Genomic DNA, 24,165 nt, shown 5'->3' with positions numbered 1-24,165 from the left:
GAATTGCGTTGTGCCCTGGAATGTCCATGGTACGAGCAAAGAGAAGCGCGGATCAAGCGGCGCACCGGACCCCCTCGACCAAAGAACGGGGGTGGTTTCGCCAAGAAAAAGGCGGCCCGCGACCAAATGTCGCCGCAGGGCCGCCCTACACTCGCCCGGGTGAGGACAGGTTGTCGCAGGGCCGCCGGTCACCGCCGGCCGGCGACGACCGCCGATGCGCCGCGCCGATGCCGGTGGGGGATCAGCGGCTGGGGACGACGACCGGGTTGAGGCCCATCTTCGCCTTCAACTGCTCCACCTCGCGCTTGGCCGCCGCCGGGTCGGGGTAGCCGCCGACGCGGACGGCGCGCCAGGAGCGGTTGGCGCTGTCGGTCCAATCGACCGTGTAGGCCTGGAAGCCGTTGCCCTGGAGCTTCTGGAGCAGCGCATCGGCGTTCGCGGTCATCTGGAAGCTGCCGACCTGGACGGTGTAGCGCCCGGCCGGCGGCGGGGCCGCGGGAACCGACGCCTTGGCGGCCGGCGCCTTCGCGGCGGCGCCGGCGGGGGGAGCGGCGGTGGCCGGAGCGGCCGGAGCAGCGGGGGGCGGGGCGGCGTTCGGCGCCGCACGTTTGGCGTCGCCCTTCGGCGGGGCCAGCATCGCCTGCAAGGAGCCGGAGTCGGCGGCGTCGGCGGTGTCCTTCGCGGCCGGCTCGGGACGCGTCGGCTCGGGCTTGGGCTGTTCGGCCCTGGTCGGAGCGGTGGGCTGCGGCGCCGGCTCGGCCGGGACGGCGGCGCGCGGCTTCACCGGGGCGACCGGGGCGGTGGCCGGGACGGCCGGCGGTTCCGGAACCTTCAGCACCGGCGGCGGGTTGGCCGGCAGCGCGGCCATCGGCGGCGGCGGCGCGGCCGTCGCGCCGGTGTTGGCGGCGCTGGGAGCCTGTGGAGCGGGCGGCGTGGCGGGAGCGGTCGACGCGGCCGGCGCCGGGGCGCGGGCGATCATCGGCTCCGGCGCGCCGTTCGCGGCGGGTGCGCGGGTGATCGCCGGGGCGGGGACCATCGGCGTCGCGCTGCCGGCAGCGGTCGGCGCCGGGTCCGGCGCCTTGCCGCCGGGGTCGAGCATCACCACCGCGGCGCCGATGCCGGCGGCGGCCAGCATCGCCAGCGCGATCTTGCCCAGCGGCAGGCCGCGCGCGGCGGGTTCGTCGTCGACCTCGTCGACCTCGTCGTCCATCGGCTCGGCCCGCAGATCCTCGTTCAGGGCGCGAAGCAGCTTGGCGATGTCCTCGTTCTCCGGCGGGGGAGCGTCGGAAGGTCTGCCGGTGGGCTTCATCTCGTCCTTGATCATCCTGGGCCTGACTGTCACGGGCGCCCCGCTCTCGCCGGTCCCGTCGGGCCGGCCGAACACAAAGAGGCTCTCCGGACACCGGTCCCCCGTCGGCGGAACGACGGCGGGGGACCGGCTGCGGAAAGCCCCTTCTTTTTATCGTATCTTACCGCCCCATCAAACCGCCATGCGGTCGCGGGCGGTGGAAAAGAAGGGACCTCAGCCCTGATGCGGCTTGGCCGGGTCGACCGGGTGCGGCTGGCCAACCGGGGTGACGGAGGCCGGGGCGGTGGTCACCGGATCGGCGGCGGGCTGGGCCGGGGCCGGATGGATCGCGGCGGGCGGGGCCTGGGTGGAGGCCGTGGTGGTGGCGGGCGGCGCCGTTTCGTCCTCGTCCTTCATGCCGGCCTTGAAGGCCTTCACGCCCTTGGCAATGTCGCCCATCACGTTGGGCAGCTTGCCGGCGCCGAACAGGAGAAGCACGATAACCAACACGATTATCCAGTGCCAGATGCTGAAACTGCCCATCGATCTCTACCTCTGCAATTCGGTCCGAGCGGGTATGGTCGCAGCGTCCGCGACGGACGGCAACCCATAGCGTCCGGATGGACGGCAACCGCGCCGTCCCACCAATGTGAGTGCCCCTTCCGCGCCGCACAAGAGGCGGTCAGGCGGTCGGGCCGCTTTCGGCCGGTTCTTCCGGCACCTGGTGACGCATGATCAGCGGCGCCTGGAAGGCGCTGAACACCAACGTCAGCGGCATGATGCCGAAGACCTTGAAATTGACCCACATGTCGGTCGTGAAGTTGCGCCAGACCACCTCGTTCACCACTGCCAGCAGCAGGAAGAACCAGGCCCAGCGGATGCCCAGCGTCCGCCAGCCCTCGTCCGACAGGTTCAGCACGGTGCCGAGCAGCCGCTTCAGCACGTTGCGCCGCGTGACATGGGCGATGAACAGGACGCAGGCGAACAGCAGGTTGACCAGGGTCGGCTTGATCTTGATGAACAGGTCGTCCTGCAGCCACAGCGTCAGGCCGCCGAACAGCAGAACGAATCCGGCGCCGACCACCGGCATGATCGGAATCCGCCGTTCCATCCGCCACGACACCGCGACGGCGATGGTGATGGCGACCATAAAGACCGCGGTGCCGGTCATGATGCCGGCCTGGGAATTGGCGACGAAGAAGGCGGCGAGCGGGCCGGCCTCGATCGCCAAGCGTGCGAACTGGTTCATAACCCCTGACATAGCCCGAACCGGGCGCCCGTGAAAGGGGCGAATGTTCGCCGCCGGGACATTCTGGAGCCTCCGCGCGGGTGGGGCTTTTCTTCGCCGGATGGCTCGGCTACCTCTTTCGTCATCCGCCACAGGACAGAGGAAGGGCACCCGAGATGGACGCGGCCGAGGTCAAGGATCTGATCGACGAAGCCCACGAGCGCGAGCGGGCCAAGCACCGCAGCGCCGGGCACGGCGACGCGCCGGAGGGCGGGCATGAGGGTGGTCATGGCGTGAAGACCTCCACCGCCATCTACATCTCGGTGCTGGCGGCGGCACTGGCGATCGTCAGCGTCGCCGGCTCCAACGCCGGCAAGGACATGATGGCCAGCGCGATCGAGGCGTCGGACAGCTTCGCCTACTACCAGTCCAAGACCCAGCGCCAGATCAGCCTGCGGCTGGCCGCCGACGAACTGGAACTGCTCAGCGCCGGCATGCCGGCCGACGGCCAGGCCAAGGCGCTGCAGCGCTCCGCCGACTACCGCCAGCAGGCCGACCGCATGGAGGCCGACGACGGCAAGAACAGCCGCAAGGACCTGCTGGCCCGCGCCAAGGCGGCCGAGGGCCGCCGCGACCACGCCGCCACCCAGGACCCCTACTTCGACTTCGCCGAGGGGATGCTGCAGCTGGCCATCGTCCTGGCCTCGGTCTTCGCCATCACCAACATGGGCTTCATCCTGTGGGCCAGCCGGGCGCTGGCGGCGGCCGGGCTGCTGATGGCGGTGGACGGTTTCACCCTGGTGCTGCCGCTGCCGTTCCTCTGATCCTCAGAACTGGACGGAAAGGCGCAGCGAGCCGTAGTTGGTCAGCGACTTCTGGCCGCGGAACTCCGGCGTCAGCAGCGTCTGGGCGTAGGTCAGGCCATAGCGGCCGTAGCGCAGCGTCAGGCCGGCCTGCATGCTGGCGACCAGCGGGTGCTTGGTGACCGACCGGCTGTCGCGGAAGCTGTTGCCGTCCAGGAAGATGTTGCGCGCCACCGCGCGCCCCTCGGCGCTGGCGTAGACATACCAGGAGAAACGGCCCGGCCGTTCGGAATAGGGGCTGTCCTGGTAGGGGATGGTGCCCGTCGGGCGGGTGACCAGCGCCCCCACCGGCGGCGGCATGTTGCCGCCCAGCCGCGCCGTGGCGCCGACCGCGGCGAAGGTCAGCACGTTGCCGACGCTGCCGGCGACGTGCGGGTTGACGTCCCATTCCAGCGGTCCCAGCGCGTTCGGCGTCTCGTTGCGCCAGACATGCTCGTAGCTGAGGATCACCCCCGGCTCGTCGTGGAGCTGGTAATTCCAGCCCTCCGGGTAGGTGGCGCCGCCGACGACCTTGTGGACCGCCTTCTGCGTCTGCTCCGCCAGCGACGACGGCCCGACGACGCCGAGGTCGAGGTCGAAGCGGTCGACCGCGCGCGGCGCCTCGTTCAGCACCGACAGCCGGCCATAGAGCCAGCCGGCGTAGGGGCGGTCGGACGGGTTCGGGTCGCGGCGCGACAGGTCGCTGGGGGTGTACATGTTCTGGCCGAAGGCGTAGCCGTAGCGTCGCACCCCGCCCGGCTTGATCCAGGGCACCAGGTCGGCCAGCCAGTCGATGTTGCCGTAGGTCGGCCGCGCGCCGGAGAAGTAATAGAACTGGAATCCGTTGGTGTAGTAACGGTCGGTCCCGCCGCCGAACAGGTCGTTGTCGATCCAGAAGCCGATCGCCGGGCCGGAGGTCGCGGGCGCCTCGCCCGGCGCCGGCGTCGTCTCCTGCGCGCTTGCCCCCGATGCCGTCAGCAGCAGCGCAAGCGCCGCCACCGAAACCCGGCCACTGTTCATCACCATTCCGGCACGCTCCATCCGTTTCGCAACCTAACGGCCGGATGGAGTGTGTGTTGCGATGCGGTGCCGCTTCTTTGGGGGTAGCGGCGACCGTTACACCGCCGCCTGCAACGCCGCGACCGCCGCGTCCAGCGTCACGTCGATGCGGCGGATGCCGTGGATCGCCAGGAAGCGGGCCTCGTTCTTCGACAGCTCGCCGGGGATCACCGCCCAGTGGGTACCGGAGGAGCGCTTGGCGATCTGGCGGGCGAAGGTGCGCTGGATCTCGTGGTCGAAACGGCAGCCCAGATACAGGAAATGCCGGCCGGCGCGGCGCTCCTGCACGATGGCGGGGATCGGCGTCTGGATGTCGATCTCCGTCAGGATCTCGACATAGTCGCTGTCGGAGATCAGGTAGTTGCCGGCCGGCGTCACCGCGCCCGACGGCTTGTACAGCACGGTGTCCCAGCCGGCCGCCGCCTCGGCCGTCGCGTTCGACCCGTCGGCGGCGTAATAGCGCACCCACTCGCCGGTCGATTGCGGGTGCGACACCCCTTGGATCTGGCCCCATTTGCGGCCGGCGTCGGCGCCCAGCAGCGTGTCGAGCACGTTGTCGTACCAGACGTCGACCAGCAGCGGCGGCGCCGGGATCGCGGCCAGCAGGCGGTGGACCGCGGTGGCCGGCACGGTCTGGCGGAAGATCTCGTTGAGGATGATCTCCAGCGTCTTGCGGTGCTTGCGCGTTTCGATGAACTGGGCGACCGCGGTCAGGTTGGCGCGGATGCGGCCGGGGGCGGCGACCTTGGCGTTCAGCCGCTGCACCAGCTCCGCCGAGTTCCGCGGGATCGGGCATTGCTCCGCCGGCAGCAGGGCGAAGGCCCCCGGCCCGAGATAGGGCACCACCTGCCTTGCGGACAGCGCCGCGGCAACCTCGGCCAGGGCCGCCGCCGTGTCGGGCACGGTGACGGTATCCGCATCGGTTGCGAGGTCGGCGGCGCGTTCGGTGGCGCGTTCGGCGTCTGGGGCAACGATGGTGTCGGTCATGAGGTCTCTCTCCCTGGTATCACAAGTAGATCGCCGCGCCGGCGCCGGTGTTGACGGTGGCGTCCTTCAGCGTTTCGACGATGAAGGCGACCTGGTCCCTGGTGATCTTGTGGTGCAGCGGCAGGGCCAGCACGCGGTCGGCGGTCTTGGTGCAGACCGGGCAGGCGGCGCGGCCGGCGCCACGCTCGCCCAGCCGCTCGATGTAGTATTGCTGGGTGTGCAGCGACTGGCCGTAGTCGCCGGCGTCGATGTCGTGGGTGTCGAGATCCTCGATGATCGACTTGCGCCCCGACGCGGTGAAGCGCGTGCCGAGATGGACGCAGTACAGCATCGGGTTGACCACCTCCGCCCCCGCCCCGCGGTAGGGCGGCTTGATGCCCTCGAAGCTGGCCATCGCCGCGTCGTAATGGGCGATGACGAGGTTGCGGCGGGCCAGGATCTCCGGCAGCCGCTTCAACTGCACCAGCGCCAGCGCGGCGCTCAGGTTGCTCATCCCGACCTGCCAGGGCAGGTTGCGGGTGATGACGACGGTGTTGCGGTGCTCCACCTCGCGCCGGCGCATGTAGCGCAGGCGGTGGGCGAGGTCGCGGTCGTCGGTGACGATCATCCCGCCCTCGCCGGCCAGCAGCACCCCGGGTTCGGAGAAGTCGAAGACCGCCGCGTCGCCGAAGGTGCCGACCATCCGCCCCTTGTAGGTGGACCCGATGGCCTCGCTGGAATCCTCCAGCAGGATCAGGCCGCGGGCGTCGGCCAGCGCGCGCAACTCGTCCCAATGGGCGGGGTGGCCGTTGACGTTGCCGGCCAGGATCGCCTTGGTCGCCGGGGTGACCAGCGCCGCCGCCTTTTCCGGGTTGATGGTGTGCTGCCAATAGTCGATGTCGACCAGCACCGGGGTGGCGCCCGACAGGGCCACGGCGTGCTGGACCTGATGCCAGCCGAACGGGCTGCACAGCACCTCGTCGCCCTCGCCGATGCCATAGCCCTTCAGCATCAGCAAGGTGGCGACGGTGCCGCTGGACACGGCGACGGCGTGGCCGCGGCCGACATAGGCGGCGAAGGCGTCCTCGAACGCCCGCACCATGCGCCCGTCGCCGAGCCCGCCGGTGGACAGGACGCGGCCCAGGACCTCGATCTCCGCGCCCGAGATGTCGGGGTCGGTCAACGGGATGTAGTCGTCGGCCTCATCCCCGTCCGCGCGGGCGGCATCCGGGGGCGGGGCGGTCGCTGCGGCCGTGTCGATCATTCACTCATCCTCGTCGCGTTGGGCGATCACGAGGCCGGTGGCAAGCTCCGACCTGTCGGTGATGAGCCAGCAGTGGTTGTTGCCGTCCACCAGATGCAGGTCGAACGCCGCCTCTTCCCGGAACGGGTCCTCCGCCATCACCGCCGCCATGGCGCCGGTCACGGTCTTCAGGTCCGGGTTGGCCGCGCGCACGGCGCGGACCACGGAATCGAGGTTGCGGCCCTCGGCGAACAGTTGGCTGGCCAGCGTGGCGATGGTGTCGATGCGCTCGGGTGACAGGGGCATGATGGCTACTCCGCGCCGCGTTTCTTGGCCTCGACGGTGATGGGCAGGCGGGTGTCGGCCGGCATCTCCGGCAGGTCGAGCGTCCAGCCGTTGGCGACCTTGACCCAGCCGCCCCACAGCGCCGGCTTTTCCATCGCGACGATGGGTTCCTCCAGATCCTTCTTGGCGACGTAGATCGTGTAATGGTCGGCCACCTTGCGGATCATCACCTTCATCACGGACACTCCAGCCTGTTGTTTTCGTTGTGTTTTGGTTAGGCGGCCACCAGGCGCGCGTGCAGCGCCGGCAACTCCGACAGCACGGCGTCGACCTCCGCCGCGGTGGTGTAGCGGCTGAGCGAGAAGCGCAGGCTCGCCGCGGCCTGGGCCTTGCCCAGCCCCATGGCGGTCAGCACATGGCTCGGCTCGTTGCCGCCGGACGAGCAGGCGGCGCCCATCGACACCGCGATGCCGGCGCGGTCGAGCCGCATCAGCAGTTCCTCGGCGTCGATCGGCCGGCCTCGCGCGTCGGCGAAGCGGATGTTGCTGGTGTTGGGCAGCCGCGCCGTGCCGCCGCCGTTCACCACCGCGCCGGGCCAGCGGGCGAGGACGCCGTGCTCCAGCCGGTCGCGCAGGAAGGCCGTCAGGTCGGCCTCGTCCAGCCAAAGCCCGGCCAGCGCGGCGGCGGCGCCGAAGCCGACGATGGCCGGCACATTCTCGGTGCCGCCGCGGCGGCGGCGCTCCTGGTGGCCGTGGATCAGCGGATGGAAGGGGGCGCCCTTGCGGACATAGAGCGCGCCGATGCCCTTCGGCCCGTGCATCTTGTGGGCGGACAGCGTCAGGTAATCGGCGATGCCGCACGCGACCGGCACCCGCCCGGCGGCCTGCACCGCGTCGGTGTGGAACAGCGCGCCGTGGGCGTGGGCGATGGCCGAGGCGCCGGCCACCGGCATCAGCACCCCGGTCTCGTTGTTCGCCCACATCATGGAAACCAGCGCCGTCTCCTCCGACACCGCGGCGGCGAGGTCGACCAGCGAGGGCAGGCCGTCGCGGTTCACCGGCAGGATGGTGACGCGCCAGCCGCGCAGGCGCAGGTCGTCGAACAGGGCCAACGTCGCCGGATGCTCCACCGCGGTGGTGACGATGTGGTCGCGGCGGTGGTCGGTCTCCTCGATGACGCGCAGCGCGCCGAGGATGGCGCTGTGCGTCGCCTCGGTGGCGCTGCCGGTCATGATCAGGTCGGCGGGCCTGGCGCCGATCAGGGCGGCGATCTGGGCCTTCGCCTCGCCGACCGCGCGGCGGGCGGCCATGCCGGGGCCATGCGGGCTCGACGGGTTGGCGAAATCGCCGAACAGGTGGGGCAGCATCGCCTCCCGCACCTCGGGCGCCAGCGCGGTGGTGGCGTTGTTGTCGAGGTAGACCGTCATGCCATCACCCCCGGCACGCCGCGGCGCGACCCGTCGGACGGGGCGATCTCCTCCTCCAGGCAGCCGACGACGGTGCCGCCGGGGAACTCCACCAGATAGACCGGCAGGTTGCCGTCCTCGGTGCGGCCGACGCGGACGATGGTGCCGGGGGTGCCCTTGGGCGCCAGCAGCGCGCCGTCGGCCACCTGCGGGTGGCTGCCGTCGTTGAACAGGTCCTCCTGCACCGTGACCCGCAGGCCCCAGTCGTACAGCGGTTCGCGGGGCGGGATGAAACCGGGCTTGGCGGGGGCGTCCTGGGTCGGGGTTTCAGCGTCGGACATCGCGGGGCTCCTAACCGGAAAAGAGGCGGGACGGAGAAGGGGAGGGGCGTCACTGGGGGTCGTTGCAGGTGCCGTCGATCAGCTCCATCTCGCGGGCGCGCATGCCGACGACGACGCGCTTCTCATAGAAATCAACGGCATAGATGTAATACATCTGCAGGTAGGTCCCGATGGAGATGACGTAGCCGACGTCGCCGGCGCGGATCAGGTAGTCGCCGACCGGGCGCCCGGGGTAGGTGCCGTCGTTGCGCACGTCCTTCAGCGCGCGGACCTTGTGGCCCTGCTCGTACACCGCCGGGCCGACCAGCTCGTTGGCGTCGTCGGCGTTGCGGGCGCGCTCGCGGCGGTAGGGGGTGGCGGTGTCGGTGTCGGACATCGGCGGGCGCTCCGGTGAAGGGGGAGGGCTAGAGGGGCGGAAGGTCGTTGGCGATGGCGAAGCCGGCGGCGCGCTGGCGGGCGATGCTGCGGACCTCCTCCTCCGGGTCGTCGGTCAGCGGGCCGAGCTGGTCGGTGTCGATGCGCCCGGCCACCGCCAGGCGGACCATCCAGTCGGCGTCCTGGATCAGCACATGCAGCTTGGACGGCGGCAACCGCTGCGCGACCACAAGCCGAACCCGCGGACTGTCGTCCCAGGCCAGGCTGGGCAGCCAGTCCATGGCGAGCCGGCGGGCGACCTCGACCCGCACCTCCGGATCCGCGTCGTGCATCATGGCCGGCAGCATGCCGTCGGGAATGCGGCGGACGACGCGCATGCGCACCGAGCAGTCGGGGTCCTGCATCAGCGGGGCGAGGTCGGCGTCCTCCAGCCGGGAGGCCACGGCGATCCGCACCTCGCGGTCCGGGTCGTCGCGCAGCTTCAGCAGCAGGCGGCGCGGCAGCCGGCGGGCCAGGACCGAGCGGACGGTCTCGTCCGGATCGTTCATCAGCCGCGGGATCTGGAAGATCGGGGCGAAGCGCGCGGCGTTGGCCCGCACCTCGAAATAGGGGTGGTCGAGATGCCCGGCGGCGAGATCGGGGTTCCACTCGAAAAAGCGCTGGATGCGCTTGGCGTAGCGGTCGTGGACGCAGGCGCGCAGCGGCAGGCAGTGGCCCTTCAGCGCGCCGCCTGGCGGGAGTGCGGCCTCGTCGTCGCCGACGCGGCGGTCGAGGTGGGCGCAGGCGGTGCAGTCGACCGGTTCGCCGCGCCAGTCGAGCGATTCGAGGATGTCGTCGGTCATGCGCCGGCCTCCTCAAGCTCGTCCTCGTCGACGAGTTCCCGCTCGTGGCGGTCGGCGACGGCGAGCAGACGGGCGGCGCCGAAGCGGTCCTGCGGGTCGAGCGCGCAGACCTTGGCCAGCGCCTCGCGCCCGGCGTCGAGCCGGCCGGTGCGCAGCAGCAGGTAACCGATGGCGAGCAGGGCGAACAGGAACAGGCGGGGGGCCGGCTCCAGCCCGCCGAAGTCGGCGGTGGCCGGGGTGACGGCGCGCCAGTCGGTGTGGTTGACGCCGAGCGCCGCCATGGCGTGGCCGATCATGCGGTCGCCATAGACCAGCGCCTCGTCGAGGTTGGCCTTGTAGAAGTGGAACTTGTAGTGGCCGAGATCGACCAGCCGGTGGCCGGGGGCCGCCGCCGCGGCGCGGGCAAGATGGCCGAGGGCCGTCGCGCTGTCGGCATAGCTGGCCGCGGCCAGATGCAGACACCGTTCCGCCTCGGGCGGCAGATCCCCGCCGTAGTAGCGGCGGGCGAGCCAGTCCTCATCCACCTCGTCCAGCATGGCGGCGCTCCGGTTGTCCGTCCCTCTCCCGCCCTTCCTCTCGCGAGGGAGAGGAGGGGCGGGAGAGGGGTTAAATCACGCCGGGACGCAGCAGTCGGCCGGGCAGACGGCGGCGCATTGCGGGCTGTCGAACTGGCCCTGGCACTCGGTGCACTTGGCCGGGTCGATGACGTAGGTGCCCTTCTTCAGGCTGATGGCGATGTTCGGGCACTCGGCCTCGCAGGCGCCGCAGACGGTGCATTCGGCGGACTTGATCTTGTAGGCCATGGCTCTCTCCTTCGATGAAATGACGGTTGGGGATGGCTGTGGTTGGGGGGAAAGGCGGTTCAGGCGCGGCGCGCGGTCAGTGCCCCGGTGCGGATCACCGCGTCCTGGCCGGCGCGCGACCGGACCACGCCCTGGCCGAGGCGCTCGGCGTAGTCCTTGAAGTAGGCGAGGGCCGATTCCTCGATGTAGTCGAAGGCGAAGCGGTCGACCGGCTCGATGCCGGCGTCGGCCAGCGACTTGGACGGGCAGCCGCCGATCTTGGCGACGAACACCGCGGTGCAGTCGTTGATGGCGGCCAGCACGCCGTCCAGCGTGTCGACGTCGCCCGACCCGCCTTCGCAATACTGGTCGACGCGGCGATGGCCGACGAACTTGGCGCCACCCGGCCCGACCTCGTAGATCTGGAATTCCCGGGCGTGGCCGAAATGCTCGTTGATGCGCTCGCCGCCCTTGGTGGCGACGGCGATCAGGATCGGCTCGGCCTCGACGCCGACCGTCTCCTGGACCTCGGCCTGGGCCGCGGCCTTGGAGGCGTTGCGGCCGGCGCGTTCGGCCTCGACATGCTCGCGGTAGGTGCGGCGGGCCTCGTCGTCATACGCGACCACGCCCATCGCCTCGATCTTGTCGGCGGTGAACTCGTCGCCGCGGTCCTCGCCCAGCAGGCCGACGGCGTCGGCGCGGCACTGGCGGCAGTGGCGCATCAGCTTGGCCCCGCCCTCGCAGGCGTCCTGCACCACCTTCAGCTCCTGCGCGGTCGGGCCGCGCTGGCCGTTCAGGCCGAAATAGGTGCCGTGCGCCGGGTCGGAGATCAGTGGCATGATGTTGTGCAGGAAGGCGCCGCGCGACTTGACCGCCTTGTTGACCTCCAGCAGGTGCTCGTCGTTGACGCCGGGGATCATCACCGAGTTGACCTTCACCAGGATGCCGCGCGCGGTCAGCATCTCCAGCCCCAGCATCTGCTGCTCGTGCAGGATCTTGGCGGCGTCCAGCCCGGTCCAGCGCTTGTGCTTGTGGAAGATCCACGGGTAGATCTGCGCACCGACCTCGGGATCGACCATGTTGATGGTGATGGTGACGTGGTCGATGTTGTACTGGGCGATGGTGTCCACATGCTCCGGCAGGGCGAGGCCGTTGGTGGACAGGCACAGCTTCAGGTCCGGCGCCTTCTTCTGCAGATGCTCGAAGGTGGCGAAGGTGTTCTTGCCGGCGGCGGCGAGGCTGTCGCCCGGCCCGGCGATGCCGATCACCGACAGCTGCGGGATTTCCTGGGCGACCGCCAGGATCTTCTTGATCGCCTGGTCGGGGGTCAGCTTTTCGGAGACCACGCCCGGCCGGCTCTCGTTCGAGCAATCGTATTTGCGGTTGCAGTAGTTGCACTGGATGTTGCAGGCCGGGGCGACCGCGACATGCATGCGGGCGAAGTAGTGATGCGCCTCTTCCGAATAGCAGGGATGGTTCTTCACCTTGTCCCACACCGCCGGGTCCATGTCGGCCGGACCGTCGGACGACCCGCAGGACGACGACGAACAGCCCGACGCCGCGGCCGGCGCCACTTCGGGCGGGGCCAACTGCCCCAGACCGAAGATGCTGTCGAGCGAAACCACGTTGCTCATCATCCACTCCTTCCCTGCCGTGCCGGACGACACCGTTGGACGGATGGAGCAAAGCAAGTTCGGGGCCAGAGGAAGAAACCCAGGCGCTACAAAGGTTTATGGGGAATGGTCGGCGTCACGGACGCTGTCGTCATTGCGACAATGGCGGGTCGGCCGGGGGGCTTTGTCGGGGTGCCGACAATGCCGGCGTGGCGACAAAGACGTGTCAGGCCAGCTCGCCACGGAAGGCGACGACATGGTCCTGCGTCTCGTCCAGCGCCTCGGCGCCGAAGCCGATCAGGCCGTTGCCGACCAGCTTGGTCGAATCGCGGCGCAACACCACCGGCGGCGACCCGCCGCTGCGGATGAAGGTGCCGTTGGTCGAATGGTCGGTCAGCAGGAAGCTTTCCCGGCTGAAGTCGATCACCGCGTGCTGGCGCGAGGTCTGGCGCGAGGCGATGCGCAGGCCGCTGGTGTCCTCCCGTCCGATGGTGACGCGGGGCAGGGCGCGGCTCATGGCGATCTCCTGCCCGTGGTAGGACAGGTGCAGCGTCACCATGGCGTCGCCGGGCGCGTTGATCATGGAAAAGCCCAGCGTCGTGCTGTCGACGGTGTCCTCGATCTCGTCGGCGCTGCGGATCTGGTGGACGTGGATCGGCGCCGCCTTGCCCTTCATGGCGACGTTGCTCAACGGCTTGGTCCGCGCGCGCAGCTCGGGCGACAGGCCGGCGACCAGCGTCTGGGTCGCCAGGATCTCGCCGGGCCGGGCGATCTGCTGCACCCGCGCCGCGACGTTGCAGGCGTCGCCGTAGAGGTCGCCGACCCCCTCGATCACCGCGCCGTGATGGATGCCGATGCGCAGCCGCAGGCCGTGCTGGTCCTGGATGTCGACCATCGCGCAGGCGGCGCGGACGCTGTCGTTGCAGGCGGGGAAGGCGGCGAGCAGCCCGTCGCCCAGGCTCTTGATGACGCCGCCGCCGTTGCCCTCCACCAGACGCCGCAGATGGGCGAGCATCCCCTGCGTCAGCGCCGCGGCGGTGGCGTTGCCGACGCGCTCGTACAGCATCATGCTGTCGGCGATGTCGACGAACAGAAGGGCGAGGGATTTCTCAAGCGAGGGCAAGACAGGATCCGTTCGACCGGGAGAACGCCATCGAACCGAAGGCGGCGAACGCTAACACGAAATCGGCCGCCGGGCGACGGCGGACGGCGACGGGTGGTTGAGTGACCGGTCCGGTGTGGCGCCGCCGCCAAGTTCCGGCGGGAACGCGACGGGTCGAGGCGCGGAATTCCGTCGTCAGAACTTCTTGATCTCGATGTTGTACTTGCGCAGGGCGTAGCTGACCTGCCGTGTCGTCATGCCCAACAGGCGGGCGGCCTTGGCCTGGACCCAGCCGGTGCGCTCCATCGCCCAGACCAGACGGTCGCGGAGCGGCCCCGACTCCGGCTCGTCCAGGGCCAGGTCGCCGCCGGCCGGGGGCGGGGCGGCGGCCGGCTGCGGCGCCGGGGCGGAGGGGGTCGGCGGCGCGTCGGCCGGCTGCGGCGTTGGCAGCGGCGCGATGGCGCCCGCCGCCAGCGGCTTGGAGGCGCCGCAGCCCGGCGTCGGTCCGGCGGAACAGCCGGACGCGCAGGCCGGCCACTGCGCGCCGTTGCCGGGGGGCGGTACGGCGGCCGGCATGCCGCCGGCGGGCTGTGGGCGACCAGGGACCGGGCCGGGGATGGGGCCGGCGCCCGTCGACGGGTTGGTCGGCGTGCCGCTCATCGACGGGGCCAGCCCGCCGACCGCCGCGCCCATCGTGCGGTATTGGAACAGCACCGACGAGTTGCACAGATTCATGCTGCAGGACAGGTCGGGCACGCGGATGGTGCCGTTGCGGCACTGGGTGGCGGCGCGCTCGATGCAGTTTTCCAGCTCGCGCACGTTGCCGGGCCAGGTGCAGCGGTTCAGCACCTCCAGCGCCTCGCCGTCGATCGACAGGTTCAGGCCGTTGTCCTTGCCGAACTTGGCGACGAAGTGGTTGGCCAGCATCGCGATGTCGCCGCGCCGTTCGCGCAGCGGCGGCAGGTGGATCGTCACCACGTTGATGCGGAAATACAGGTCGGCGCGGAACTTGCCGTGGCCGACCGCCTCTTCCAGGTTCAGGTTGGTGGCGCAGATCAGGCGGACGTCGGTCTTGATCGTCTTCGACCCGCCGACCCGCTCGAACTCCTGCTCCTGCAGGACGCGCAGCAGCTTGGCCTGGAAGTTGGAGGAGATGTCGCCGATCTCGTCGAGGAACAGGGTGCCGCCCGACGCCAGTTCGAACCGGCCCTTGTGGTCCTTCTGCGCGCCGGTGAACGACCCCTTCTCGTGGCCGAACAGCTCCGACTCCAGCAGCGATTCGGGCAGGGCGGCGCAGTTGACGCGGATGAAGGGGGCGTCCTTGCGCGGCGACAGGTTGTGGATGGCCCGCGCGATCAGCTCCTTGCCGGTGCCGCTCTCGCCGCGGATCAGCACGGTCGACTTGAAGGGCGCCACCCGGTGGACCTGGGCCAGCACGTCGACCATGTTCGGGCTGGTGCAGACGACGTCGTTGACCGGCGCCACCACCGGCCGCAGCTCCTTCTGGACGCGGAAGGTCTCGCGCATCATGAAGCGGCGTTCCTCGGCCACCGTCCGGTGCAGCCGCACGGTCTGGCCGATCAGGTTGGCGACCATGGTCAGGAAGCGGACGTCGGCGCCGAAATGGCCGCTCGGCCCCTCGTCGGAGATGCGGTCGATGGTCAGCACGCCGACCACCGCGCCGGCCGCCTTGATCGGCACGCCGACCAGCGACGCCACCTGCTCGTCCAGGTCGTCGCGCCCGCCGGAGCGGTTGTTGAACAGCGGCTCCTCGGCCAGGTTGGGCACCACGGCGGGCATGCCGGTCTTCAGGATGCGGCCGCTGATGCCCTCGCCCTGGTTGAAGTCGATCTCCTGCGCCGGCGACCCCTTGGGCAGCCCCTGCGCGGCGACCAGACGCAGCGCCCCGTCCTCGCCCTGGAGGTAGATGCGGCCGCGGTGCATCTGCAACTGATAGGACAGCGCGCGCAGGACCTCGCGCAGCGTCTGCTCCAGGTCCAGCGACGATCCCAGGATCTTGCTGACCTCGTAGATCGTCAGCAGCTCAAGGTTGGAGGAGGAGGCGGACTGGGCGACACTCGGCATGTTCGATCCCCTGCTCGGCTGGGGAGCCGCGTTGCGCGCCACATTCGGACGGCGCCATCCTGGCGATGCCGTCCTGGCGGTGTCGCGGTGCGGATCCCGGCGTCAGCGCCCTGAACCGTTCCCTCCCAGGAACACGGCAACCGTTGTCCGGTACCGTTTCAACGCCCGCTGTATCCGGGTCTTGCGCGGTCACACATGTTCGTGATCCGCCGTCCGGTGGAAAGTTTCCGTGACTGCTCGCGGAAAGGCAAGCCTTTTTGCATAGGTACTGCTGCGGCGCACAATGACTTTCGCCATTGGTGGTGGAGCGGGTTTCGTGCTAATAACTGACTGGTCAGTTATCAAAGGGGCGCGCCATGCCCGATCCCGACCCGCCATCACCGCCACACCCCGCACCCCGCTGGCGCCGCCGCAAGGACGCCCGGCCGCAGGAGATCGTCGCCGCGGCGATGGACGTCTTCACCGAGCGCGGTTTCGCCGCCGCGCGGCTGGAGGAGGTGGCGGCCCGCGCCGGGGTCAGCAAGGGCACGCTCTACCTCTATTTTCCCAGCAAGGACGACCTGTTCAAGGCGGTGATCCGCGCCGCCATCCTGCCCAACCTGGAACAGGCCGAAGCGCTGGTGGCCGGGGCGCCGGGGCCGTGCTTCCCGCTGCTGGAGCGGCTGTTGCGCATGGTCGCCGGCCTGATCGCCACGACGCGGGCGGCGGCGATTCCCCGGCTGGTGATCGCCGAGGCCGGAAATTTCCCCGAGCTTGCCGCCTTCTACCACCGCGAGGTGATCCGCCGCGGCTTCGGCCTGCTGGCCGCGCTGTTGCGGCGGGGCATCGACCGCGGGGAGTTCCGCCCGGTCGACATCGACCACACCGTCCGCCTGATCGTCGCGCCGCTGCTGATGAGCGCGGTCTGGCGCACCTCGTTCGACGGGGTGGACGGCAACGCGCCGCTGGACGTGCCGGCGCTGGTCGGCACCCATCTGGACCATCTGCGGCGGGTGCTGCTGCGCGGCGGCCCGGATGGCGGCCCGGACGACGGTCCGGGCGACGATAGCGGCGGAGGCGCATCATGAGCGCGCTGTGGGACTGGGCGGCGAACGGGCTGGGGGCGCTGGCCCTGTCGCTCGGACTGTCCTTCGGGTCGGGGCCGCCGCCGCCGCTGGCCCACGGCTATGTCGAGGGCGAGTATCTGCGCATCGCCGCCCCCGCCGCCGGAACGCTGGAGCGCCTGTCGGTCGCCCGCGGCGCGCGGGTGGTGGCCGGGGCGCCGCTGTTCACCATCGACCGCACCACCGCGCTGGCCGAGCGCGACCGGCTGGCGGCGGCGCTGGCGCAGGCCCGGGCGCAGCGCGCCGACCTCTCCACCGGCAAGCGGCCGCAGGAGGTGGCGGTGCTGGCCGCGCAGAAGACCCAGGCCGAGGCGGCGTTGCGTTATTCCACCGCCGAGCTGACGCGCCAGCAGGAGCTGGTCGCCCGCAAGGTCAGCTCCACCGACAAGCTCGACCAGGCGCGCGCCGCCTACGACCGCGACCGCGGCCAACTGGCGGAGGCGCAGGCGCAACTGACCGTCGCCGTGCTGCCGGCCCGGCCCGACCAGCTGCGCGCCGCCGACGAGGCGGTCACCCAGGCCGAGGCGGCGCTGGCGCAGGCGGAGCGGCGGCTGACCGATCTGGCGCCCGTCGCACCCGGCGACGCGCTGGTCGAGGACACGCTCTACAACCCCGGCGAATGGGTGCCGGCCGGTTCGCCGGTGGTGTCGCTGCTGCCGCCGGAGCGGGTGAAGCTGGTGCTGTTCGTCCCGGAAACGGCGATGGCCGGGGTGGCGCCGGGGGCGGCCCTGTCGGTGCGCTGCGACGGTTGCCCGGCCGGCCTGTCGGCGCGGGTGACGCGGATCGCCTCGCAGACCGAATACACGCCGCCGGTGATCTACAGCATCGGCAGCCGGGAAAAGCTGGTTTTCCGGGTGGAGGCGCGGGTGGAAAACCCGGCGGTCGGCGGGGCAGGGCGTCCGCTCAACCCGGGCCTGCCGGTCGATGTCTGGCCGATGACGGTGGAGGCGGCGCGGTGAGCGGGGACGATGTGGCGGCCCCCACCCCCGCCATCGACGTGCGGGGGCTGGTGAAGCGCTTCGGCACCAAGACCGTCGTCGATGACGTGTCGATCCGGGTGGAAACCGGGGAGATCTACGGCTTTCTCGGCCCGAACGGCTCGGGCAAGACGACGACGATCCGCCTGCTGTGCGGGCTGCTGACCCCCGATGCCGGGGAGGGGACCTGCCTCGGTCTCGACATCCGCCGGCACAGCGCCGCGATCAAGCGGCAGGTCGGCTACATGACCCAGAAGTTCAGCTTCTGGGAGGATCTGAGCATCGCCGAGAATCTCGATTTCGTCGCCCGCATGTACGACCTGCCCGACCGGCGGCGGCGGGTGACGGAGGCGCTGGAACGGCTGGGGCTGGCCAACCGCCGCACGCAGTTGGCCGGCGAGCTGTCGGGCGGCTGGAAACAGCGGCTGGCGCTGGCCGCCTGCATCCTGCACGAGCCCAAGCTGCTGTTGCTTGACGAACCGACGGCGGGTGTCGATCCCAAGGCGCGGCGGGAATTCTGGGACGAGATCCACCGGCTGGCCGGCGAGGGGCTGACGGTGCTGGTCAGCACCCACTACATGGACGAGGCGGAACGCTGCCACCGCATCGCCTACATCGCCTACGGCACGCTGATGGCCAACGGCACGGTCGACCGGGTGGTCGCCGATTCCGGGCTGCACACCCGTCTGGTCGGCGGCGCCGGCCTGCACCGGATCGCGGCGGAGCTGGAGGGCAAGCCGGGGGTGGAGATGGTGGCGGTCTTCGGCAGCCGGCTGCACGTCAGCGGCACCGACGCCGCGGCGCTCGACGCCGCGTTGAGCCCCTGGAGGGGGCGGCCGGACCTGCGGATCACCGCGACGGAGCCGACGTTGGAAGACGTCTTCATCCACCTGATGAACCGCAGCACCGACAACTTCCGCTAGGAAGGAACAACGGATTCCGCCCGGCGGAAGCACCCGAACCGGGCCACCGGCCGTCCCGTCGTCCGGGAGAGGCCGGCGACCCGGGCGGCATCACTCCTTGACGGCGGAGGTGACGCCCGTGCTCTTGTTCCACTTCAGGGTCAGCTTGGAGATCTGGCAGAGGTCCAGGCCTTCCCAGACGGCGGTCTCACCGTCGTCGTAGGCGACCTTCATGTCCCACTTGCAGGTCTTCTCGGCCTTGCCGAACGCGACCTCGAAATACTCGCCGTCGTTCAGAACGTCGCGGCCCAGGATGTCCTCATCCCAGCTGTTGCTGTGCGTCTCCGACACATAGATGTGCTTCAGCGGATAGCCGGTCTTGTTGACGATGGTGAAGTCCTGCTGGCCGGCAAAGGCAGCGCCATGCATCAGGAACAGCGAGGACGCAACCAGCAGGGCCTTGGCGGCGATAGTCTTCAAGATGATCTCCGTAGATAAAGATAAAATCCTCCCGATATTGGCCACAGAATGTCCATTCGGTCAATATACAAAGGTAATAGAATTTTTGGTCTGACTCTAAACGGATTATTTCTTTCGAGTAACGGAGCCCGGCCGTGACGACCCGCCTGCCGCAGCGTCCACAAGGGTGGAGGCCGGCAGACGGGCCGCCGTCGCCGGCCCGGTCAGCGCGTCAGGCGCTTCATCAGGCTGGAGGTGTCGAGCCGGTTGCCGCCCATCGCCTGCACGTCGGCGTAGAACTGGTCGACCAGCGCGGTCACCGGCACCGTGGCGCCGTTGCGCCGCGCCTCGTCCAGGACGATGCCCAGGTCCTTGCGCATCCAGTCCACGGCGAATCCGAAGTCGAAGCGGCCGTCCAGCATGGTGCGGGCGCGGTTGTCCATCTGCCAGGACTGCGCCGCCCCCTTGGAGATCACGTCGACCACCTTGTGACCGTCCAGCCCGGCCTTCTGGGCGAAGCTCATGCCTTCCGCCAGCGCCTGGACCAGCCCGGCGATGCAGATCTGGTTGACCATCTTGGTCAACTGCCCGGCGCCCGACGGGCCCATGTGGACGACCGAACGGCCATAGGCGGCCATCAGCGGCTGGGCGCGGGCGAAGGCGTCGGCGTCGCCGCCGACCATCACCGTCAGCGCGCCGTTCTCCGCCCCCGCCTGTCCGCCCGACACCGGCGCGTCGAGGAAGAAGACCTTGTGGGCGCGGGCCACCCCGTCCATCTCGCGCGACACGGCGGCCGACACGGTGGAATGATCGGCGATGACGGCGCCGGGGGCCATGGCGGTGATCGCCTCGGTCGCGACGGCGCGGACGTCGTCGTCGCCGCCGACGCACAGGAACACCGCGTCGGCCCCGGTCGCCGCCTCTTCCGGCGTGGCGGCGGCGCGGCCGCCATGGGCGGCGACCCAGGCATCGGCCTTGGCGGCGGTGCGGTTGTAGACGGTGACGGTGTGGCCGGCCTTGGCCAGATGGCCGGCCATCGGGAAGCCCATGGTGCCGAGGCCGAGGAAGGCGACCTTGCGCGGGGCGGTGCTGCGGTCGGTGGGTGCTTGCGTGGTCATGGCGTGAGTCCGCTCGGAGGAGGAGGGGTGTCTTATCGTTGTGGAGCGGTCAACCTACGGCGTGACCGCGTGGCGATCAAACGCCGCGGCGTCGACGCGGCCGGCAATTGCCGGGGAGGTGCAACAGGCCAATGGTCGCAACAGGTTGGCGCGTCGGGAACTTTGTCGCGGCCGCACAATGTGGTACATCAGGAACACCGGCACCGGACGCCGGGCAAGATCATGACCACGTCCAGGACCATGATCGGCCCGCAGCCAGGGGCCGGTTCGAAAATCAGGGGAAGGAACATCGCATGTCGGGATTCAAGGACGCGCCGCCGGACGACCGTTCGGAGCTGACTCCGGAGCAGGAAAGCGCCATCCGCATCGTCGCCAACAACCTGCACCGCCTGAACGACGCCGTCGTCAAGGCGGTCGAGGCCGGTGTGACCGTGGAGCTGATGCGCACCGCTCGCTATCACAACGAGGCCGGCAACTGGGGCGACCAGCTCACCCCGGTGATTCGCCCCGGCAAGTGATGCCCCGCTCCGGTTGAGCCGCCTCCGGCCCGGAGACGGCCCGATCGGGCACCGGCACGGCAAAAAGGCCCCATCCGTCCAGCGGGTGGCGGCCTTTTTTCGTATGCCGACAAAATAGCGCCGATGACGGAAGACAGGCTGGCCGGACGCCGCCGCGGGCACAAGCTTGTTGGGCGTTCCGCTTTTCCTGCGAGGGCTTCGCCATGCCGTCACGCGACCCACACCGGCGCGACTGCGCCCGCCATCCGTCCGCCGATTCGCCGCCCACACCCAGTGAACTGAACGCGATGTGGAGCCTGCACCGTCTGGAATCGCCGACCTTCGACGATTTGACGCGCGGCCTGTGCCTGGGGTTGGTCTGGTGCATGGCGATGTGGGCGCCGATGTTCCTCAGTGCCCTGATCTGACCCGGTCCGGCGGCGTGGAGGCGACGATGGTGCGGATGCGCGCGGCCAACTGGTCGGGCGTGAACGGCTTTGCCAGGACCGACGCGGTGTCGGCGCCCATGGTCGCCAGCGATTCCGGGCTGTAGCCCGAGGCGAGCAGCACGCGCAGATGTGGCCAGCGCTCGCGGATGCGGCGGGCGAGGTCGATGCCCGACACCCCGTGCGGCATCACCACGTCCGACACCACCAGATCGAAGTCGGTGTCGTGCTCCAGCAATTCCAGCGCGGCGACGCCGTGCTCGGCGGTTTCGACGGTGAAGCCCTCCAGGGTCAGCCCCTCCACCGTCGCCAGCAGCACCAGCGCGTTGTCCTCCACCAGCAGGATGCGCAGCGGCTGGTCCGGCGCCACGGCCGGCGCGGTCGCGATCGTGGGGGTGGCGGGTGGCGGCGCGTCGGTCAGCGGCAGGTCGATGTGCACGCGGGTGCCGGCGCCCGGCCGGCTGTCGATCCCGGCGTTGCCGCCCGACTGGCGGGCGAAGCCGTAGACCATCGACAGCCCCAGCCCGGTGCCCTTGCCGACGCCCTTGGTGGTGAAGAAGGGGTCGAAGGCGCGGGCGACCACCTCCGGCGGCATGCCGGACCCGGTGTCGACCACCTCGATCCGCGCGGTGCGCAGCCCCGCGGCCGCGGGGCCGGCGGTGATCCGGATGCGGCCGCCGTCGGGCATGGCGTCGCGGGCGTTCAGCACCAGGTTCAGCACGGCCATTTCCAACTGCACCGGATCGACGGCGACCGCCATCGGCGCCGCCGCGATGTCCCATTCCAGCGCGATGTCGGCGCGGACCGACCGTTCCAGCAGGTCGGCCATCCGTCGCAGGCTGTCGCCGAGATCGACCACCGTCGGGTTCACCGCCTCCTGGCGCGAGAAGGACAGCAATTGGCGGGTCAGCTTCTCCGCCCGCTCCAGCGCGGTGTTGGCGCCGGCCAGGAAGCGCTGCCCTTCCGCCGGCAGCAGGCGGCCCATCAGATGCAGGTTGGCGAGCGCGGCGGTCAGCAGGTTGTTGAAGTCGTGGGCGACGCCGCCGGTCAACTGGCCCAGCGCCTCCATCTTCTGCGACTGGCGCAGCGCGTCCTCCAGCCGTTCGCGGTTGCGCGCCTCCTCGGCCCAGCGGCGGACGGCGGCGCTTTCGGACACCGCGCGGCTGTAGGCCAGCCAGGCGATCAACGCCAGCGCCAGCGTCGCCGGGGCGACGAAGGCGGCGTCCAGCGCCATGTTGCGCCACCAGCCGCGGGCGACCTGCGCCTGATCCAGGCCATAGACGACGTAGACCGGAAAGTCGCCAACCCGCTTGTAGGCGAACAGGCGGTCGACGCCCTGGACATAGCTGTCGGCGCGGAACACCCCTTCGTCCGGTCGTTGCCGCAGTTCCGCCAGCAGGCCGCGGTCGGGCGGCAGCATCACCGGCGCGTCGAAGCCGAACGCCGGATAACGCATCAGGATCTGCCCGTCCTCGCGCACCAGGCTGACCGATTCGCCGTCGGTGTTGAGGACGCGCTGGTAGAAGCGGGCGAAATAGTCGGGATCGACGGTCGCGTTGATCAGGCCATCGAAGGTGCCATCCGGGCCGCCGGGGCTGCTGCGGCGGCGGCTGATGCCGAAGCTGGGCTTCCGGCTGACCGGGTCGGTGATCGAACCGCCGATCAGCAGGCCGGCGTCGCGTTCGCGCTGTTCCCGGAAGGCGGCGCTGCCGCCGACATAGAGGTTGCGGGGTGGGAAGCCGAGGCTGGAGTTGCGCACCACCCCCTCGGGATCGGTGACGCCGATGGCGCTGACCTGGTCCAGCTCGCCGGTCAGCGTCCGCAGGTAGCGGTGCAGGGCTTCGGATGCGGCGATCGCGCCCCAGTCCTCGCCGCGGATGCGCTCGTCGACCCGGTCCAGCACCTGCGCCAGCGTGTCGAACACCTTCAGCACATGCTCGTGCAGGATCAGCGCGTTCTTGTGGCCGTTCTGTTCGGCCTCGGTCTGCGCCTCCGACCGTTCGCGCCAGCCGATGCCGGCGAACAGAACCAGGGGCAACGCCACCGATACCGCCAGCAGAAGGCGCAGCAGCCGCAGCGATCCCGTGCGGTTCACAAAACTGTCGAGGCTGCGAAAAGGCATCACCATCCAGAGCGCGAGAGCCGGTCCACGACGAGAACCCACGACCAAATCCACGACGAAACGGCATCGTCGCGGAAACGCCGGCGCGGCCCGCCATCCCCCACCATCGCCGATGCAACGCAGCAAGGGCAATTCTAACTTCCGGCAAGCGGCCGACGATCGTCAATCGCAGGTGCAGGCCCGTGGGAAGCGGCCCTCGGTCCAGCGGCGCCGGCGGATGTCCGCGCCATCGTCACTCGGACGCGGCAGGCCGCCGGCGGCGCCCAGCCGGTCGCGCAGGTCGTCGAGATGGGCGTTGGTCAGGATGGCGACCCCGGCATAGAAGGGCTCCCGGCAGCGGGTGGCGACCCGGCTGCAGAACCCCGGGGCCCAGGACAGCGGATGGCGGTCGAGGAAGCGGGTCGCGTCGCCGGTCCGGCCCTGGTCGAGCAGGGCGGCGAGCAGGGCCAGTTGCGGCGCCAGATGGTCGTCGGGCCACTGGTCCAGCGGCGGCCGGCGCAACTCCGCCTCCAGCCCGCACCGCCAGCGGCGCAGCGACGCCGCGGAGTCGGCGCGCGCCCGTTCGTCGAGCCACGGCGCCTCGGTCGGGCAGGCGGCATGCTCGAGCGTGCGGTGGATGGCGGCGAAATCGGCGCACAGCGGGGCGACCGACCGGCGGGTGATCCGGTCGGGCAGGTCGCTCACCACCTCGTCGATCAGGGCCGCCGCCTGGATCGCGTCGTCGCGGTCGAGCGCCAGCGCGCTGCGGCCGACCGGCTTGCGCCGCAACTCTTCCAAGAAGGCGGGGGTCGGCTCGGCGGCGTGGAACAGGGCCAGCCGGCGCAGCGCCTCGGCGGTGTCGCGGGATGCTGGGAACGGGAAATCGCCATGGCAGGGCGGCAGTGCCGCCGCCTGCAGAACCGTGCTCTCCACGCTGTTCCTCCCGGCGTTCGGGCCAAGCCGGGCGGGAGCCGGAACCGGGCCGCATGGGAACGCTGCACGAATGGACTTCGTGTTCTGAACGTCTTCGTTTTTGTCGACGGCCGCCGGGTGTGGCGGCCCGACTGTTTGCGCGACTGATTGGCCGCATGTACTACCAGCGGGGC

At 70.3% G+C, this 24,165-nt stretch carries 27 protein-coding genes; 6 read left to right on the top strand and 21 right to left on the bottom strand.

All coding sequences use genetic code 11. The features are described from left to right. Positions 1-241: 241 nt before the first annotated feature. The 3 genes from TSO352_RS34200 to TSO352_RS02430 all read right to left on the bottom strand — a co-directional run bounded on the left by TSO352_RS34200 (position 242) and on the right by TSO352_RS02430 (position 2,537). Entirely contained in the window at positions 242-1,309 is a 1,068-nt protein-coding gene (locus tag TSO352_RS34200; RefSeq protein ID WP_282183822.1) for an SPOR domain-containing protein, read from the bottom strand. Positions 1,310-1,522: 213 nt separating this feature from the next. Further along, positions 1,523-1,831 (bottom strand): twin-arginine translocase TatA/TatE family subunit, encoded by a 309-nt coding sequence (locus TSO352_RS02435; RefSeq protein ID WP_109105794.1) that lies wholly within the window; start codon positions 1,829-1,831, stop codon positions 1,523-1,525. 139 nt (positions 1,832-1,970) lie between these two features. Next, on the bottom strand, positions 1,971-2,537 hold the full coding sequence (locus tag TSO352_RS02430) for a septation protein A (protein WP_109105793.1): 567 nt from the start codon (positions 2,535-2,537) through the stop codon (positions 1,971-1,973). A gap of 155 nt (positions 2,538-2,692) precedes the next feature. Here TSO352_RS02430 and TSO352_RS02425 point away from each other — a divergent pair, with 155 nt between their 5' ends. Continuing rightward, on the top strand, positions 2,693-3,340 hold the full coding sequence (locus TSO352_RS02425; RefSeq protein ID WP_109105792.1) for a DUF4337 domain-containing protein: 648 nt from the start codon (positions 2,693-2,695) through the stop codon (positions 3,338-3,340). Between the two features lie 3 nt (positions 3,341-3,343). Here the strand turns inward: TSO352_RS02425 and TSO352_RS02420 are convergent, their stop codons facing one another. From TSO352_RS02420 to nifA, 14 genes are all read right to left on the bottom strand, one after another. Further along, on the bottom strand, positions 3,344-4,384 hold the full coding sequence (locus TSO352_RS02420; protein WP_109105791.1) for a lipid A deacylase LpxR family protein: 1,041 nt from the start codon (positions 4,382-4,384) through the stop codon (positions 3,344-3,346). A gap of 90 nt (positions 4,385-4,474) precedes the next feature. After that, positions 4,475-5,404 carry an SIR2 family protein gene (locus TSO352_RS02415; RefSeq protein WP_109105790.1) on the bottom strand — a complete coding sequence of 310 codons (930 nt, stop codon included), beginning with the start codon at positions 5,402-5,404 and terminating at the stop codon, positions 4,475-4,477. Between the two features lie 19 nt (positions 5,405-5,423). Then, complete coding sequence (locus TSO352_RS02410) at positions 5,424-6,647, bottom strand: DegT/DnrJ/EryC1/StrS family aminotransferase (RefSeq protein WP_247871854.1); 1,224 nt, start codon at positions 6,645-6,647, stop codon at positions 5,424-5,426. Next, positions 6,648-6,932 carry a hypothetical protein gene (locus TSO352_RS02405; RefSeq protein WP_109105789.1) on the bottom strand — a complete coding sequence of 95 codons (285 nt, stop codon included), beginning with the start codon at positions 6,930-6,932 and terminating at the stop codon, positions 6,648-6,650. 5 nt (positions 6,933-6,937) lie between these two features. Continuing rightward, the gene (gene nifT, locus TSO352_RS02400; RefSeq protein ID WP_109105788.1) at positions 6,938-7,147 is read right to left on the bottom strand and encodes a putative nitrogen fixation protein NifT; all 210 of its coding nucleotides are present in this window, start codon (positions 7,145-7,147) and stop codon (positions 6,938-6,940) included. A 38-nt stretch (positions 7,148-7,185) separates the two neighbouring features. Beyond that, positions 7,186-8,337 carry an aminotransferase class V-fold PLP-dependent enzyme gene (locus TSO352_RS02395; RefSeq protein ID WP_109105787.1) on the bottom strand — a complete coding sequence of 384 codons (1,152 nt, stop codon included), beginning with the start codon at positions 8,335-8,337 and terminating at the stop codon, positions 7,186-7,188. Further along, positions 8,334-8,657 carry a nitrogen fixation protein NifZ gene (locus tag TSO352_RS02390; RefSeq protein WP_109105786.1) on the bottom strand — a complete coding sequence of 108 codons (324 nt, stop codon included), beginning with the start codon at positions 8,655-8,657 and terminating at the stop codon, positions 8,334-8,336. The genes TSO352_RS02395 and TSO352_RS02390 overlap by 4 nt, the downstream gene beginning before the upstream one ends. 49 nt (positions 8,658-8,706) lie before the next feature. Continuing rightward, positions 8,707-9,033 (bottom strand): nitrogen fixation protein NifZ, encoded by a 327-nt coding sequence (locus tag TSO352_RS02385; protein WP_109105785.1) that lies wholly within the window; start codon positions 9,031-9,033, stop codon positions 8,707-8,709. Between the two features lie 28 nt (positions 9,034-9,061). Next, complete coding sequence (locus TSO352_RS02380) at positions 9,062-9,874, bottom strand: 4Fe4S-binding leucine-rich repeat protein (RefSeq protein ID WP_109105784.1); 813 nt, start codon at positions 9,872-9,874, stop codon at positions 9,062-9,064. After that, the gene (locus tag TSO352_RS02375; protein WP_109105783.1) at positions 9,871-10,410 is read right to left on the bottom strand and encodes a hypothetical protein; all 540 of its coding nucleotides are present in this window, start codon (positions 10,408-10,410) and stop codon (positions 9,871-9,873) included. The genes TSO352_RS02380 and TSO352_RS02375 overlap by 4 nt, the downstream gene beginning before the upstream one ends. Before the next feature lie 75 nt (positions 10,411-10,485). Continuing rightward, the gene (locus TSO352_RS02370; RefSeq protein WP_014248512.1) at positions 10,486-10,677 is read right to left on the bottom strand and encodes a 4Fe-4S dicluster domain-containing protein; all 192 of its coding nucleotides are present in this window, start codon (positions 10,675-10,677) and stop codon (positions 10,486-10,488) included. Between the two features lie 59 nt (positions 10,678-10,736). Further along, complete coding sequence (gene nifB / locus TSO352_RS02365) at positions 10,737-12,290, bottom strand: nitrogenase cofactor biosynthesis protein NifB (RefSeq protein ID WP_109106631.1); 1,554 nt, start codon at positions 12,288-12,290, stop codon at positions 10,737-10,739. 205 nt (positions 12,291-12,495) lie between these two features. Continuing rightward, entirely contained in the window at positions 12,496-13,392 is an 897-nt protein-coding gene (locus tag TSO352_RS02360) for an adenylate/guanylate cyclase domain-containing protein (RefSeq protein WP_247871853.1), read from the bottom strand. 174 nt (positions 13,393-13,566) lie between these two features. Continuing rightward, positions 13,567-15,456 carry a nif-specific transcriptional activator NifA gene (gene nifA / locus TSO352_RS02355; RefSeq protein WP_109105782.1) on the bottom strand — a complete coding sequence of 630 codons (1,890 nt, stop codon included), beginning with the start codon at positions 15,454-15,456 and terminating at the stop codon, positions 13,567-13,569. A gap of 356 nt (positions 15,457-15,812) precedes the next feature. Here nifA and TSO352_RS02350 point away from each other — a divergent pair, with 356 nt between their 5' ends. From TSO352_RS02350 to TSO352_RS02340, 3 genes are read left to right on the top strand one after another with little or no spacing between them, the layout of a single operon-like run. Beyond that, the gene (locus TSO352_RS02350) at positions 15,813-16,523 is read left to right on the top strand and encodes a TetR/AcrR family transcriptional regulator (protein ID WP_109105781.1); all 711 of its coding nucleotides are present in this window, start codon (positions 15,813-15,815) and stop codon (positions 16,521-16,523) included. Further along, positions 16,520-17,518 carry an HlyD family efflux transporter periplasmic adaptor subunit gene (locus TSO352_RS02345; protein ID WP_109105780.1) on the top strand — a complete coding sequence of 333 codons (999 nt, stop codon included), beginning with the start codon at positions 16,520-16,522 and terminating at the stop codon, positions 17,516-17,518. Before TSO352_RS02350 ends, TSO352_RS02345 begins: the two co-directional genes overlap by 4 nt. Continuing rightward, the gene (locus TSO352_RS02340) at positions 17,515-18,459 is read left to right on the top strand and encodes an ABC transporter ATP-binding protein (protein WP_109105779.1); all 945 of its coding nucleotides are present in this window, start codon (positions 17,515-17,517) and stop codon (positions 18,457-18,459) included. The genes TSO352_RS02345 and TSO352_RS02340 overlap by 4 nt, the downstream gene beginning before the upstream one ends. Before the next feature lie 90 nt (positions 18,460-18,549). On the opposite strand, the gene TSO352_RS02335 is transcribed toward TSO352_RS02340, so the two are convergent. Continuing rightward, positions 18,550-18,918 carry a hypothetical protein gene (locus tag TSO352_RS02335; protein WP_247871852.1) on the bottom strand — a complete coding sequence of 123 codons (369 nt, stop codon included), beginning with the start codon at positions 18,916-18,918 and terminating at the stop codon, positions 18,550-18,552. A 203-nt stretch (positions 18,919-19,121) separates the two neighbouring features. Next, on the bottom strand, positions 19,122-20,015 hold the full coding sequence (locus TSO352_RS02330) for an NAD(P)-dependent oxidoreductase (RefSeq protein WP_109105778.1): 894 nt from the start codon (positions 20,013-20,015) through the stop codon (positions 19,122-19,124). 293 nt (positions 20,016-20,308) lie between these two features. Here TSO352_RS02330 and TSO352_RS02325 point away from each other — a divergent pair, with 293 nt between their 5' ends. Beyond that, on the top strand, positions 20,309-20,533 hold the full coding sequence (locus TSO352_RS02325) for a hypothetical protein (RefSeq protein ID WP_085090721.1): 225 nt from the start codon (positions 20,309-20,311) through the stop codon (positions 20,531-20,533). Between the two features lie 203 nt (positions 20,534-20,736). Next, the gene (locus TSO352_RS32810; protein ID WP_146210693.1) at positions 20,737-20,940 is read left to right on the top strand and encodes a hypothetical protein; all 204 of its coding nucleotides are present in this window, start codon (positions 20,737-20,739) and stop codon (positions 20,938-20,940) included. Here TSO352_RS32810 and TSO352_RS02320 read toward each other — a convergent pair. Both TSO352_RS02320 and TSO352_RS02315 read right to left on the bottom strand, forming a co-directional pair. Next, on the bottom strand, positions 20,924-23,080 hold the full coding sequence (locus tag TSO352_RS02320; protein WP_109106628.1) for an ATP-binding protein: 2,157 nt from the start codon (positions 23,078-23,080) through the stop codon (positions 20,924-20,926). The two genes, TSO352_RS32810 and TSO352_RS02320, sit on opposite strands and share 17 nt — an antisense overlap. 162 nt (positions 23,081-23,242) lie before the next feature. Next, entirely contained in the window at positions 23,243-23,992 is a 750-nt protein-coding gene (locus tag TSO352_RS02315) for a molecular chaperone TorD family protein (protein ID WP_247871851.1), read from the bottom strand. Positions 23,993-24,165: the final 173 nt, after the last annotated feature.

Origin of the sequence: Azospirillum sp. TSO35-2, assembly GCF_003116095.1 — a bacterium.
GTDB lineage: Bacteria > Pseudomonadota > Alphaproteobacteria > Azospirillales > Azospirillaceae > Azospirillum.
Note: the sequence above shows the minus strand (reverse complement) of the source record. Positions and strands in the feature narration are given on the sequence as shown.